At 37.2% G+C, this 14227-nt stretch carries 12 protein-coding genes; all 12 read left to right on the top strand.

The annotated features are described in order from the left end of the window. Positions 1–77: 77 nt before the first annotated feature. The 12 genes from U859_RS0123165 (at position 78) to U859_RS0123105 (ending at position 14168) form a co-directional block, all read left to right on the top strand. Positions 78–1520: an APC family permease gene (locus U859_RS0123165; RefSeq protein ID WP_025145660.1), complete on the top strand. Its 1443-nt coding sequence runs from the start codon at positions 78–80 to the stop codon at positions 1518–1520. Between the two features lie 1218 nt (positions 1521–2738). Beyond that, entirely contained in the window at positions 2739–3134 is a 396-nt protein-coding gene (gene tssD / locus U859_RS0123160) for a type VI secretion system tube protein TssD (RefSeq protein WP_025141870.1), read from the top strand. 117 nt (positions 3135–3251) lie between these two features. After that, the gene (tssD, locus tag U859_RS0123155) at positions 3252–3647 is read left to right on the top strand and encodes a type VI secretion system tube protein TssD (protein WP_025145659.1); all 396 of its coding nucleotides are present in this window, start codon (positions 3252–3254) and stop codon (positions 3645–3647) included. 168 nt (positions 3648–3815) lie between these two features. After that, on the top strand, positions 3816–4394 hold the full coding sequence (locus U859_RS0123150; RefSeq protein WP_025145658.1) for a hypothetical protein: 579 nt from the start codon (positions 3816–3818) through the stop codon (positions 4392–4394). 6 nt (positions 4395–4400) lie between these two features. Continuing rightward, positions 4401–5117 (top strand): hypothetical protein, encoded by a 717-nt coding sequence (locus U859_RS0123145; RefSeq protein WP_025145657.1) that lies wholly within the window; start codon positions 4401–4403, stop codon positions 5115–5117. Positions 5118–5153: 36 nt separating this feature from the next. After that, a complete protein-coding gene (locus tag U859_RS0123140; RefSeq protein WP_025145656.1) occupies positions 5154–6968 on the top strand; it encodes a type VI secretion system Vgr family protein in 1815 nt (604 codons plus the stop codon). Between the two features lies 1 nt (position 6969). Next, positions 6970–7869: a hypothetical protein gene (locus U859_RS0123135; RefSeq protein WP_025145655.1), complete on the top strand. Its 900-nt coding sequence runs from the start codon at positions 6970–6972 to the stop codon at positions 7867–7869. A 1-nt stretch (position 7870) separates the two neighbouring features. Then, positions 7871–9187 carry a PAAR-like protein gene (locus U859_RS0123130; RefSeq protein ID WP_025145654.1) on the top strand — a complete coding sequence of 439 codons (1317 nt, stop codon included), beginning with the start codon at positions 7871–7873 and terminating at the stop codon, positions 9185–9187. Positions 9188–9753: 566 nt separating this feature from the next. Further along, positions 9754–10257 (top strand): tetratricopeptide repeat protein, encoded by a 504-nt coding sequence (locus U859_RS0123120; RefSeq protein ID WP_025145652.1) that lies wholly within the window; start codon positions 9754–9756, stop codon positions 10255–10257. 147 nt (positions 10258–10404) lie between these two features. Then, on the top strand, positions 10405–11352 hold the full coding sequence (locus U859_RS0123115; protein WP_025145651.1) for a TIGR01212 family radical SAM protein: 948 nt from the start codon (positions 10405–10407) through the stop codon (positions 11350–11352). Between the two features lie 346 nt (positions 11353–11698). After that, positions 11699–13105, top strand: a complete 1407-nt coding sequence (locus U859_RS0123110) for an ammonium transporter (RefSeq protein WP_025145650.1) — start codon at positions 11699–11701, stop codon at positions 13103–13105. A gap of 37 nt (positions 13106–13142) precedes the next feature. After that, on the top strand, positions 13143–14168 hold the full coding sequence (locus tag U859_RS0123105) for a porin (RefSeq protein WP_025145649.1): 1026 nt from the start codon (positions 13143–13145) through the stop codon (positions 14166–14168). Positions 14169–14227: the final 59 nt, after the last annotated feature.

Genomic DNA, 14227 nt, shown 5'->3' with positions numbered 1-14227 from the left:
AAATTTTGTCATCATAAAATAATATCCTACAATTTCTTTTTTTTAAATAAATTAGCCCCAAACTAAACAGAACTAAAATGAAAATTCAAAAAGAAGGAGAACCTTCTAAAAGAAAATTAAGCCTTTTTGATGCTACAATGCTGGTAATGGGCTCAATGATCGGTAGCGGTATCTTTATCGTTAGTGCCGATATCATGCGGAATTTAGGCTCTGGTTACTGGTTGATTGTGGTTTGGGTAATTACCGGAGTAATGACCGTTGCGGCTGCAATTTCTTATGGAGAACTTTCTTCTATGTTTCCTAAAGCGGGTGGGCAATATACTTACCTCAAAGAGATCTTTGGTAAAATGATGGGATTTCTTTACGGTTGGGGGCTGTTTACAGTAATTCAAACGGGAACTATTGCTGCTGTTGCTGTTGCTTTTGGTAAATTTACAGCCTATTTAATACCCGCCTTAAATGATGCCGCGCCAATTTTTCAGAGTGGCGGTTATAAAATTACCTGGATACAGATTTTGGCAATCGGCGTTATCCTGCTCCTTACCTATATTAATACAAAAGGTGTTGAAAGTGGTAAAATTTTGCAAAATATTTTCACAGGATCTAAAATTATCGCTTTAATTGGCTTAATTATTTTAGGCTTTCTTTTGGTGAAAAACAATTTTTGGAACGATAATATGGGGCTTGGCTGGAAAGCTTTCAATAATCTCAAAACAGATTTTAGCGGGAATTTCCTGAAATCCGGGTGGGAATCCATTTCCGGAATAGCCGTAATGGGGGGTATTGCAGCTGCAATGGTAGGTTCGGTATTTTCGAGTGTAGCCTGGGAAAACGTAACTTTTGTTTCAGGAGAAATCGAAAATCCCAGGAAAAATGTAGTGCGTTCGATGGTTTTAGGCACCACAGCAGTAATGATCCTTTATTTATTGGTCAATTTTGTATATCTAAATACCTTAAATAGGGATAGTATTGCTTTTGCATTAAATGATAGGGTAGCTGTTGTAGCTTCAGAGCAGATTTTTGGAAGTGGAATAGGTAATATTATAATTGCCGTGTTGGTGATGATTTCTACTTTTGGTTGTGTTAATGGAATCGTATTGGCTGGTGCCAGGGTTTTTCAAAGCATGGCAGAAGATGGGATGTTTTTTAAAGCAGCGCTTAAAAACAATAAAAACGGAGTGCCAGAAAAATCACTGTGGATGCAGGGCATTTGGGCTTCTGCTTTATGTTTAAGTGGGCAGTATGGTAACCTTTTAGATATGATCTCTTTCGTTATTGTGCTTTTTTATATGATTACTGTTTTTGGCGTTATTTACTTAAGGATCAAACAGCCTGGTTTAGAAAGGCCTTACAAAACATGGTTATATCCAGTTACACCAATTATTTACTTGTTAATAGGGGCAGCCTTTTGCATTTTGCTGCTCATTTATAAACAACAGTATACCTGGCCTGGCCTTGTAATTGTTTTACTGGGGCTTCCTGTTTATTTTTTCATTAATAGAAAAGAACAGAAAGTTTAAGTTGACGTTAAAGTTAATCCTATACCTCGCAGGTTTTTAAAACCTGCGAGGTTTTTTTATGAACATAGATCTCAAATCTCATATCTAACCTCTCAAATCTTGTCTTTCAATTTTGGAAATCAGGGTTCTGCGTCAATCGGTTCCGGAAGCCCCGCTGTGCGCTTTATCCCGATGAAAAATCGGGACCGCTGCCATCGGGTTTAGTTTATTCAGGGTTGTGCAGGGAAAGGATAATCTAAACCCGACATGGCGGATACCAGCACCGTGGTTAAGGCCCGCAGGCGTATGAGCACGTGGCGGGACTAACGTTGCAATAAAACACAGGCTTTGCTTTTCTAAAAAGAAAATGGTGTTTTAAAACTTAATGTTCTGGATTATTTTTCCTAAACATCTCAAATCTCATATCTAACCTCTCAAATCTTGTATTTCAATTTTGGAAAGCCAGGTTCTGTTTCAATCGGTTCCGAAAGTCCCGCTGTGCGCTTTATCCCGATGAAAAATCGGGACCGCTGCCATTGGGTTTAGTTTACTCAGGGTTGTGCAGGGAAAGGATAATCTAAACCCGACATGGCGGATACCGGCACTGTGGTTAAGGCCTGCAGGCGTATGAGCACGTGGCGGGGCTAACATTGCAATAAAACACAGGCTTTGCTTTTCTAAAAGAAAATGGTGTTTTAAAACTTAATGTTCTGGATTATTTTTCCTAAACATCTCAAATCTCATGTCTAACCTTCTCAAATCTAATTTTTACATTTTAGAAAGCCAGGTTCTGTTTCAATCTGTTCCGAAAGTCCCGTCATCCGCTTTACTCTCCCGATAGAAAAAATCGGGATCGTGCCCGCTACTACCGGGTTTAGTTTGGTTGATTTTGTGCAGGGAACGGATTGATCTAAACCCTCAGATTTTTCAAAAGCAGGTTATATGTTATACTTATAGTGAACACATTGGATAAAAAACGTATCATTTTTTAGTCATAACTTAACAAAGTTGTATCTATTTATTTTTATAGTATAAAAATTTTATTAACAATTTATTAAACCTATGAAATTAGTTTTAATATGGCCTGAGCTAATTATAAGCTGATTTTTTTTCTTTTTAACTCAACGTTACTGCTTGTTAATGAATGGTATATAGCAGGATTGGCCTGATATTTGGTTTGGCAGCATGAGTAGTCAGACTACGATAATCAGATTTTTTTAACCTTTAAATTTTAAAACTATGGCTTTCAAAGCTAGATTAAATTTTTCGGGCAAGGAGTACGATGTACTTCATTGTGCCTATGCATTAAACCGCGATGTAGATGCTAAAGGAAGACCTTCTTCCGGAGTTTACGGCGGTACCATCGACATTGAGATCGAATCAACCGAAGACACCTCAATTATCGAGGCGATGGTAAACAACCAGTACAAACCCATTACAGGAACCCTGCTGATCAAAAAATCGGAGGAAGATGCCAAAATGAAAGAAGTTAACTTCGAAGACGGCTACATTGTTAAATATTCCGAAGGGATAAACATTGTGGGCGATCACCCGATGACGCTCAAGTTCCAGATTTCAGCCCGCAAGCTTAAATTAGGCAGCGCCGAGCACGTTAACGATTGGCCAAAAGCCTAAAGAGAGGTTTTAAGGCGTAAGGTTTAGGGTTTATGGCAATATAACCGCCATGCTCTTCGCTCCACGCCAACCGCTCAGCGCAATTCATTCTTTTCAAAAACATTAAACTTTACTACAATGGCATTCAAAACCCGTTTAAACTTAGGATCAAAAGAATTTGATGTACTACAGTGCAGCTTTTCATTAAATAGAGATGTTGACGCTAAAGGCCGTCCGTCATCAGGTGTTTATGGTGGTACCATCCACATCGAAATCGAATCAACTGAAGATACTTCCGTAATCGAATCAATGGTTAACAACCAGTACAAGCCACTTTCTGGAACATTGGTTTTCAAAAAAGGCGAAGAGGATTCAAAAATGAAAGAACTGTCTTTCGAAGATGGTTATATCATCCAATATAACGAGGGTATTGCCGTAAACGACAATACACCTATGACTTTAAGTTTTGTAGTATCTGCCCGTAAGCTAAAGCTGGGCAATGCAGAACACGAAAACGATTGGCCAAAAGCTTAGTTGTTATTTAAAGACGAACGTTAGATGATTTCTACACGTTCGTCTATTAAATCTTAAATCTCCCATAAAGTGTAATTTAATGTTCCTTTTTATTGAAGGAGGCAATTGGTGTGGGGTAGTACATGAAATAGGTAAGGGAGGTATTTTTTATATTAATTTTTATTGTAAATGAAAAAGATGTCTTTATCTTCTCGTTTTAAGTTGCCTGTTATTATTTGCGTCTTAATATTTATCTGTTGTTTAAGCTGTACTGAAGATCGTACAAAAAATAAAAAAGATAATGTTAGTATAATCGATAAAAAGAGTGCAGGTGTTTCTCAGTTATTTCTTGATTATACTGACTCGGTTACAAAGCTTCCTTCGGCCAAGCTGAATGAAGCTGGCATAACATCTTTAAACAGAGCATTTTCAGGTAAACTTCCGTTAGCCATTTATAATGGTAAACAATATAATAATGATAAAAATATTGTTGTACAATCTTATAAAAATAACGATACAAAAAGCATTATAAAATCAGGTGTAATATTACTGGTGCCAAAATTCATTACAGATTCTCTGCGCATTAGAGACTTTACGCGCCATTTTGGAAATATTAAGGAAGAAAAACAAATGATTGGCACCACAGAGCAGCCATTACCTGTACAGATAAATGTTGATGCCAATACCGCTATGAAATTAACTTTTAATCCTGGTGAAAAATTAGAACTCGCCCATGTGATTATGGTTGAGGTTTTAAAGTATAAATAATGATCAATGAATACGCTCGTAAAAATTAAGGAATATGATGCACATGGTGGACCTTCGAATGAGAAAATGGGAGGAGATGGTCATTCTCAGACCTCCACAACCACTGGTAGGTTTGTAATAAAAAGCATCGAAAAGCATGTAAGTTACGGCCGTTATGCCATATGGTCGGGCATTGCCTGGGGAACAGAAGTAAAAATAAGCGGAAATATTGTGATGATTAAACAGCTTGGAAGCTGGAAAAAATTAACCGATGTAAATGCGCAGTGGGGGCAGCATAAAAACGATCAGAAAAAAGTTACCGATGCCGTGCTTAACTATCAACGTAACCTTTATCCCAATTCCCCTATACCAACACAATGGCTGTTTAACGATTTTGGACATGTTTCGGTTAAGTATTTCAAAGACCTTAACAACGATCGGAAAATGAATGGAAAGGAATATGTAATGGGTGATTTTATCCATACCACACCTCCCGATGAAGCCGCAACAGCTAGTGGAAGGATCTTCCAGCTGGCAGAGTCGCATGGTTGCATCCATGTACGGCCCGGTGATATCGATACCATGATCGGCAACGGCTATTTAAAAAAAGGCAATACCATTGAGGTGCATTCCTACAATAAAAAAGCGATAGATGCTTCGCACAAAAGAAATGCAGCAGGTATGCAATTTGAGGTGCATTTCTATCCAGGACTTTATAAAATTGCCGTTTATAAAACAATGTAGCTTTACCATGCTACTGCTACAATTAATGAATACATTATGGAAAATAAACTTCTCGTAGAAATTAGTATAGAAGATACAGCAATTACACATTTTGCTTCCTTCAACCTTTTACAGTCTTTTAATCAGCACCATTATTTCGAGTTGCACTTTAATCACGATCAACTGGGGAATCCTGGTTTAATCAATCTAGATGACAGTCGCGATTTCGTCGGCAAAACCCTAACCGCTTCTTTTGGTCATTCGCCAGAAAATTTGCAGCATTTTGCAGGTCTGGTTACAAAAGTAGAACTCTCACAAAGCCATGGCTACCATGGAGTAGTTATTGTGAGTGGATATAGTCCTACGATATTAATCGATCGTGGACCCGATTTAGGATCATATTTAGATAAAGATCTGGATACCATTGTTAAGCTGGCTACAAAAGATACCCCGGTTAACGATTTGACTATTGTAACCAATGCTTCCAGAAAAGCGGCAATCGATTATCTTATTCAGTACCGTGAGAGTGATTTCGCATTCCTTAACCGCTTATCGGGCGAATACCACGAATGGTTTTATTATGATGGTAAACAGCTTAATTTCGGCAAGCCTGATAAGCAAAAAGAAATAGCCCTTTTTTATGGTCGTGATGTACATAATCTGCAGTATGCCATGGAAGTTTCGCCCATAAAATATAAACGTTTTGCCTACAACCCCAAGCAGGATGAGATGTTGCACAGCGAAAGTACGGGCAAAGCAGATGGAAATCCTGATCTGGCACATGCCATTAAGGCTTCAAATACCATGTACAGCAAAACCTTTAACCAACCTTCATTAATCAGGGTAGATAATGGCAGTGACATTAAAAGCCATGTAGAAAACGAGGAGAAAGCACATATCAGCGAACTCTTAAAAATAAACGCAGGTGGCGATAATGCCGCACTGAGCATTGGCAGCATTGCCGAAATCACCATGAGTGTAAGAAAGGAACTTGCTTTTGCAACCGAAAGCCTTGGTAAATTTTTGATTACCAATATCAATCATCAGATAGATGGAACGGGCAAGTACAGCAACACTTTCGAGGGTTTAGTGGCTACAACCGAGCGTATTATGGTTAGGAATTATGAAAAGCCACATTCGGATATGCAGCTGGCCGATGTGATTGATAATGATGATCCACAGGGGCAAGGTAGGATTAAGGTTAAATTTAAATGGGAATGCCAAACCAACGACCCCACTGAGTGGTTAAGGGTTGTTAGCCCCAATGCAGGTAGCGGCGATACCGGAAAAAACAGGGGTTTCCATGTCATCCCCGAAAAGGGCGATCAGGTGGTGATTGCTTTCGAAGAAGGTAATGTGGCCAGGCCGGTAGTAATGGGCAGTGTGTATCATGGCAAAAGTGGAGATAGCAGTGGATTTAAAAACAGTAATACCAAAGGGCTGACATCGAGGAAAGGAAGTTGTTTAAGTTTTGATGACCTGAACCATGCACTGAACCTGGGTACCAACGCGGCAAATTTTGTGAAGATTGAAAATGGACCTGGATTTATTACAGAACAGGCCGCTACCAAAATTACATTAAGTACGGGCGGCAAGGATGGAAGTAGCATTACCTTGAATAGTGATGGAACGATTGATATTATAGGTAAGGTGATCAATATTCAGGGAACCGAGGTGATTAATGCGAATGCGGGTAAAATGCCAGGTACAGCGGTTAATATTGGTCAGGTTGGGACAACTGGCGTAAACGTTGGTAGTAAAACTTATAATTTGGAATCGCAAGGAACAATTGTAGTGTGCTCGGATGCCACTATTTCTCAAACTTCAGGAGGTGTACAAACAATAACAGGTAGTCAAGTAGATATTAATTAATATGAGCAGATTTAAATTTTTTGATGAGGATATTGAAGAAAAGGAAACCCCGTACAATAAGTTGGAATATAAGGGAAGCCCTAATAATTTAAATTACACAATTGTACAAAAACAAAAAACAGTTGCAAACGCACAGGTGATTTCTGATACTGAAACTAAAATGCTTTGGCAGCTTGCAAATATGACAAGCAACAAAGATGGATATCAACTTTATCTCAATCAGGTTGAACATGATGTGTTAAAAACAAATAGCCAATTACAGGAATTGGTTGGCTTTGCTAAACTATTTAACTCCCCAACATCAAGGCTGAACTTAAGATTTAACAACATAGGCGAAATAACTGCTATACTAAACCAACTTGAAATATTAAGCATTTGGCAAAATATGAAGGAGAATGAATTGTTATCACTTGTTAATGCGAACAGTACTGAAAGTAGCCTTATCATCAAAGCCGGAGATAAAGATTTTTCTGATAGTCTGCCATTCATTAAGAATGGGATATTATATCAATTGTTGTTTCCCTCTTTTTATGGTATGTCAAACCAAAACAATCTGACTAAGCAACAGAGGTATTTTGGATCCAATATTTTTAATGAAAAAAGGATTAATCTTTCAGGAGAAAGAATAGTTAACGGAAACAATGCAGATGAATTAATTATTAATGAAAAATTTATAAACGAAAAGAGCGGCGATTATATTAAAGAAATATTAAAAATTTATAATACACAGTATAAGCCAATATTTACTGATGATCTGGCCTATAGCTATCAGGTAAAAATTGACTATAAATTATTTAAAAATTCTGGTGTAATAAAAAATATAAAGTGTGAGGTAGAAGAGCGACTAAATGATAATTTTTATTTTACATCACATTACCTCTTTTCATTAAAAACAGAATAATATGGCTAAGATATATGTACCCGATCAAACTTATTTAGTGTGTTCCGATGGCATGTCTAAGCAGCAGTTAAAAGTAGGAAGTCAATCTACTATAAAAATTGCAGGTGGGCGCCTAGCAGGAACAATAGATGATCGCATGGGAGGGAATTTTAATTGTGCTAAGATGGTTGTTGCGGGGGCAATAATCGGTGCAATAGTAGCAGGGCTTATTGCGGCTGCAACAGTGGCAACCGGCGGCGTAGCAGGGGCACTTATTATAGGGGCTATAGCTGCTGGAGGGGCAGCAGGTGGGGCTGCCTTAGGGTTGGGTGCAGGTTTCATGCCCTGTATTTGTGCGTTGTTAACTTCGGGCAGTGATTGGGCACCTGTTCACCCAAAAGTTTTAATCGAAAAGAAAAAAGCATTAATAGAAAGCTCTAAAGTTGGCTGTTTTTTTGGCGGTCAAGTAATGATATTTTATTCGGAAAAAGCCGCAGATGAAGCAATTGATCTGAAAAGAAAAAAAACGCTAACAGATGTTGGGCTTGTAATGGCTTCTGCTTTTGTTGCAGGGGGAGCCTTTCAGGGAATAGTAGGCGCTTTTAGTACAGGATCTACTATTTTAGCCACTTTTGGTAAGGTTGCACTAGCCGAATATGTTGGTTTAACTATACTTGGGGGCTCAGGAGCGTATGGTGCAGATTTTGTTTTAAGTAAGGGTAAAGATTATGCATATGAATATGCTGGTGTAAAAGAGCAGGTTGACGGCTATGAAACTGATATTACTGTCATAAATGAAAAAATTGCTAATCATGAGACATACAAAAGTGAAAAAGCCTTAGATCAGGGGACAAAAGTTGTTGATGCCGCTGGTAAAGGTCACGAGGTGAGCAAGCAAAACGTATCTGGATCTAATACTTATGTTGCTCAGGATTATGTCAGGCTAAATGATATAGAAGAATATGGAGAGACACGAACTTATTCCAGTGTTGATCCCAATGCCATTCAGGGAAATAATCCACAATCGGAGAGAAGTTATAATCAAAACACACATTTTTCTGATGAGACAGGAAGTTATTCCGATGGACAAATACAACATGTAACTACTAATAATCAATGGTCTAGGCTTTCAAGAAGTGAAGCTATGAAAGGTGTAGGACAGGGTGCTTCAAATACTTTTAAAGATTGGAAAGGATTTTTACTAGGCCTTATACCAGATTTGTATAAATATATTACCAATCCATTTGTAAAAGATGAAATTCAAGACTATATTAAAGCAATGATTAACGATGAAGCCAAAGCCAAAGCCGGAATAAATGTAATCGAAACAGATATATGAGTTGGTATAAATTTTACAGATTTCCTTTACTGGTAATAATAAGCTGGGTAATTTTTTTTTTATTTCTTTTCCTAAATCTTAAAAACGCAACTGTTATTTCTTTCGCTAAAAAAGATATTCACATTCAAAAAAAAAGCAGCGGGACTTATGGCAAATTTAGTTTTACATTAAATATATCGGACGTTAAAAAAAATAATTATTCACGGTCATTTAAGAACTTTTGCCTTTCAAATCTATTTCTCAATCTGAAAAAAGTTGAAGAAGCAGACTCAATATACCTTGCAGTATCAGCTGATCATTTTGGATTGATAAAGCACTACAAACGTCTTTATTATATAACAGATCATAGGCCAAATGCGTTAGAAAAAGTAGCTCAAATAATTTCTTTTACTGTTAATAACCAAACTTTATATCTTACCATACCCTTGATATTAACATTTGTTTTTTGTGCTGACGAGTTTAAAAAGAATTATAGGTATATAAATGACCTTCATAAAAAGTTGTCAAATGCTTCTTATATATTAATCGGAATATTTATTTTACTAATTGCTATTTATTAAACCGCTATGGAAAAAAAACAACCTTTAAGAGGTAATAAGCTGATCATATTTGGAGTCTTATTTACCGCATTCATGATGTTTGTTGGCTATAAGATTTTATTCAACCCTAATGATGAGATAAATATTACCGCGCTAAATCAAAAATTGAAATCAGGTAAAGGAACAGATCAGTTTGATAAAGGGCTTGAGTATTATGATCAAAAAAAATATGCGGAAGCCAGCAAATATTTTGAGGCATCGATAGAAAATGGTTTTCCGGTAGCACATGCTTTATTAGGGGAATGTAAATTGCATCTCAACGACTTGAAATCTGCCCAATATCATCTTCTACAAGCTTTAAATGTAGAAAATGGTGAAAATGAACTGGTTGGGTATTATTCAGGGGTAGAATTCAATTTAGGTGTGGTTTATGATCTGCAGAAAGATACCAAAAATGCGATAATACATTTACAGAAGGCTAAACAATTAGGAAACAAGGATGCAGACACATACCTCTCTAAAATGAGATAAAAGTAGTTCAAAATAAATCTTTCAAAATTTAACCAGCTTTAGTTGCTAGCCACTAAATGTATGCCCAATCTCACATCTCATGTCTAATATCTCAAATCTCACCTCTCCAATCTTACGTCTCAAACAAAAACCGTATTTTTGCAGCAAATGGGAACACTAGTAGATTCAGGTATAAAAGGTTATAAGAATTACGGAACACATCTGCGCGAAAAGTATAAGGGGCAGCGTGTGTTTAAGGTAATTGTGGATGGTGGTTTTACCTGCCCTAACCGCGATGGCAGTAAAGGATTTGGCGGATGCACCTATTGTAATGTAGATTCTTTTACGCCGGAGCCTTCGCGTAAAAACCCGAATATTAAAGATCAGCTCGAAGAGGGCATGTTAAGGGCGAAAACATCTTACAAAGCTGATAAGTACATTGTATATTTTCAGCCCAATACCAATACCTATGCGCCGGTACATTATTTAAAGATGATGTACGATGAAGCTTTATCTGTCAATACCGAAGATATTGTTGGTTTTGCGGTGGGTACACGGCCTGATTGTATTGATGCCGAAAAAGTAGCTTTGTTGGAAAGTTATACCGACCGTTTTGATGTGGATTTAGAAATGGGCATGGAATCTATTTATGATGAAACCCTCGATCAGATTAACAGGGGCTGCAGTCATGGCGAGTTTGTTGCTGCAGTAGAACTCTTAAAAGATAGTAAGCTCGATCTTTGTGTGCACACCATTTTTGGCTTCCCCTGGGAAACCCGTGAGCAGATGCGTGGCTATATTCATGAAATTAACCGTTTTCCACAGATTAAGTTTGTGAAATTTCACCACTTACATGTGGTTGAAGGATCTATTATGGGTGCAAAATATAAAAAAGAGCCCTTTAAACTTTTTTCTTTAGAAGAGTATACTGATTTACTGTGCGAATTGATTCCTCTTTTACGTCCGGATATTGTAATACAGCGACTTTTTGGGATTTCGGACTGGGATTTACTAATTGCACCCAATTGGGGGCTAAATAAATCGGCAATTCAGACCTATATGGATAAAGAAATAGAAAAAAGAGGGGTGATTCAGGGTTCTGAGTATTTTTCATAGAAAAATTAAATTTTATTATAAATTTTAGAAAAACCAGTGAAATTTCACTGGTTTTTCTGTTTTTATATATTTTTTTAGCTAATTTATTATAAATTTTAGGTAAAATGGTATAAAATGTATTTAACGGGGTGTTTTGTTTTTATTAAAAACTTGCATTAAAATCGGCTGTTTTTTTTGTTATTTTTATTTTTGAGGTTAATTTTTGTGTTGTTTTATAAAAATTACTGTTTTTTGTTAAAATATTCCAATTTAATAGTGTAAAAAATACATTATGTCGTATTTTTATAAAAATAAATAACCAAAAATCCCATTATTTAAATAATACTAACAAATTAAACTAAAAACTATGAGTAAATTCTCCTTTAAACAGTTTGCGCCTTTCGCGATCTTGATGATCGTCGCGATTTTCGCTCTATTTATTCCACTTCTACCGAATTTTGACGAAGGCAAATACAGTGCACCTGATATTGCGTTTATTTTAATCGCAGCAGCACTTGTATTTTTAATGACTCCAGGCCTTGCATTCTTTTATGGCGGTATGGTTCACCGTAAAAATGTATTATCTACCATGATTAAAAGTGTGGTAGCTGCAGGAGTAATTACCGTTTTATGGACAGTTGTTGGTTTTAGTTTAGCTTTTGGCGATACCATTGGCGGTTTTATCGGAAATCCATCAACATTTTTGTTCTTTAAAGGTGTAAATTCTGGTGCGCCACACCTTCAGGGCGGTGCAGACTTAACTATTCCGCTTTCTTTATTTGCAGTGTTCCAGTTAATGTTTGCCATTATTACCCCAGGTTTAGTGGTAGGTGCGGTTGCAGAACGTATCCGTTTTACATCTTATATCTTATTTATTGTGTTGTTTGCCATTTTCGTTTATTCGCCTTTGGCACACTGGACCTGGCATCCACAAGGTTTCTTGTTTAAAATGGGTGTATTGGACTTTGCCGGTGGTACCGTAGTTCACATTTCTGCAGGTATGGCCGCTTTAGCTGGTGCATTGGTTTTAAAACGCAGAAAATCTCACTTAGAGCATAAAGAAGTTCCACCTGCAAATATTCCTTACGTATTAATCGGTACAGGTTTATTATGGTTCGGTTGGTTCGGTTTTAACGCAGGTTCTGCATTAAGCGCCGGCAGTTTAGCTGTTTCTGCATTTTTAACTACAAATACTGCTGCGGGTGCTGCTGGTTTATCGTGGATGTTCTTTGATGTAGCAAGAGGTAAAAAACCTTCGGTTTTAGGTTTCTGTATAGGTGCTGTGGTTGGTTTAGTAGCCATTACTCCAGGTGCTGGTTTTGTAAGCATTTCATCAAGTATATTTATCGGTGCTATCGCTGCGGTTATTTCTAACCTTGTGGTTTCATGGAAACAAAAAACCAGTTTAGATGATACTTTAGATGTTTTCCCTTGTCACGGTGTAGGCGGTATCGTTGGGATGTTGTTAACAGGTGTTTTTGCTACAAAAACAGTAAATGCGGCTGGTGCTGATGGATTATTTTATGGTAACCCTGCTTTCTTCGTTACGCAGTTAAAAGGTGCTTTAATTGTAATCATCTTCAGTTTTGTGGTATCATTCGTTATTTTCAAATTCGTAAATCTTATCAATCCGATCAGGGTTTCTGAAGAAGAAGAAGAATTAGGATTAGATGCTTCTCAACACGATGAGAAATACTCGCAAGGTACCTTGTTGGTTGAAGAAAGAGCGATCTATATCGAAAGAAACAGTCCCTTAACAGAACCAATTTCTTAAGGATTTTATAATATCTAAACTCAAATCAAGCTCAAACATGAAGAAACTTTTAACTGCTATTTTCGCAATGGCCAGCGCAAGCTGCGCCCTGGCGCAAGAGACCACCACATCACCACTTGAAATTTCAGGGTCGGTTGATACGTATTTTAAATATGATTTCGCAAAGAATCCATTGAATGGGAAAACATCTTTTGTAACTGATCACAATTCGGTTTCATTGGGCATGATTGATATTGCTTTGAAGAAAAAAACAGGTAAAGCTTCATTTGTTGGAGAGTTGTCTTTTGGTCCGAGGGGACAATCGCAGTCTATTCCTGATGCTGCGGCTAACAATTCGTCATTCAATATCCAGAATTTATACGTTAACTACGATTTTACTGATAAATTTTCGATGACGGCTGGTTACATGGGTACATTTATAGGTTATGAAGTAATTTCTCCTGTTGGTAACTTCAACTATTCTACTTCTTACTTATTTACAAATGGTCCATTCCAGAATGCAGGTATTAAAGCAACCTACAAATTCAGCGATAAAGTAAGTTTAATGGCTGGTTTATTTAACGATTGGAACCTTTACAGTGCAACACGCGGTGTTTCGGCAATTGGAGGTCAGTTAATGGTAGCGCCGGTTGAAGGCTGGACAGCTTATATCAATGCTTTGTCGGGTGCTGGTTACGGTGGCTATGGTACCATTATAGATTTAACTACTTCTTATCAGATTACAAAGGAATTTAAATTGGGTTTAAATGCTGCTAATTATGATATTAAAGATAGTTCAGTACAGGGGAGTTATGCAGGTGCTGCACTATATCCTCAGTATGCAGTAGCTGATGCCGTTACCATAGGTTTAAGAGGTGAGTATTTTAAAGCTAAAGCTTACGGTACTACCGCCGCTACTTCTACTACAGCGCTAACACTTACTGCCAATGTTAAATCAGGTGGTTTAACTTTTATTCCTGAGGTAAGATTAGATCATAACAGTGATAAGCCTTTCTTTAATAAAAGTGGTGCAATTGCGCCAAACGCTGGTCAGTTTTCTTTAGCCGCAGTTTACGCTTTTTAAGGAATAAATTTTCAAATATTAAGCCGTCCTAATGTAAAATCGGGACGGCTTTTTAGTAC

It is taken from the genome of Pedobacter jeongneungensis (genome assembly GCF_000633455.1).
GTDB classification, from domain to species: domain Bacteria; phylum Bacteroidota; class Bacteroidia; order Sphingobacteriales; family Sphingobacteriaceae; genus Pedobacter; species Pedobacter jeongneungensis_A.
This window is presented reverse-complemented; position numbering and strand designations above follow the sequence as displayed.